General features: G+C 46.9%; 1 protein-coding gene. It reads right to left on the minus strand.

Features of this window, described 5'->3' with window-relative positions; translation table 11 throughout:
* A partial coding sequence (locus tag NE664_13290) for a hypothetical protein (GenBank protein MCQ4727606.1) occupies window positions 1–492 on the minus strand: 492 nt, incomplete at its 3' end.
* Window positions 493–503 lie beyond the last annotated feature (11 nt).

Raw genomic sequence — 503 nt, forward strand, 5'->3', positions numbered from 1 at the left:
AATATCTCCGGCCTTATCATAGGTTAGACGGTATTCCATGGCCGTTTGATTTAATTTAACCGCATCAGGAACAATCCTGGTTTTGTCTTCTGTCACAAAACGGACCGTAACCATGCATTCCGCCGTTGCCCGGTTCCCGAGCTTATCCGTCCCTTCTACTGAAACGCGGACACTCCGTTCCCCATTTCCAGTAAGCAGCGTATAGTTGTCATTCTCCTTTTTTCCATTATCTGCCGCTATGATATCCCTGATCCATTTTGCATCCTTATAGGCAGATACCGAAACTTCTTTATAAGATGCCTCTTCTTCATTTATCCTGATTACGGCCGGATCACTGGCCTTCCACGATACTTCGTCCCTCGAAAAATAATCCGGTTCGAATTCAGCAGTTAACGATTGCGGAGCCGTTACCAGAATACTCTCTTCCGGTTCTATCCGGTTCCCTGTCAACCGTCTCGTAACCGTATATTCCAGTGTCTGTTTATCCAGCACTGCCCCCTCTG

This window comes from Anaerotignum faecicola (genome assembly GCA_024460105.1).
Classification (GTDB): Bacteria; Bacillota; Clostridia; order Lachnospirales; family Anaerotignaceae; genus JANFXS01.